The 229-nt window shown below is 44.5% G+C and carries 1 pseudogene; it reads right to left on the reverse strand.

The features are described 5' to 3' along the window. A pseudogene (locus CXF58_RS01450) lies at window positions 1-229 on the reverse strand (IS5/IS1182 family transposase); the annotation flags it as partial.

Here is a 229-nt window from a genome sequence, read left to right on the forward strand (position 1 = left end):
GCATCTACTGCCAAGTGAATCTTGGTCGCGCGTCCTGCCACACTTTTACTAATGGATTGTAGGTTCTCATTGCCACCACTGCTGTGCTGATGCGCCTTGATATGAGTACCATCAATGAAGACCCACTCAAGATCTGCGTCTTTGATTAATAAAGCAAACAGCGTAATCAGCTTATTACTACGAAACCAGCGCTGGTAAGCTTTATAGATGGTATTAGGCTTGCCAAAAC

The sequence above is a fragment of the Psychrobacter sp. Sarcosine-02u-2 genome, from assembly GCF_002836335.1.
Taxonomy (GTDB): domain Bacteria; phylum Pseudomonadota; class Gammaproteobacteria; order Pseudomonadales; family Moraxellaceae; genus Psychrobacter; species Psychrobacter faecalis.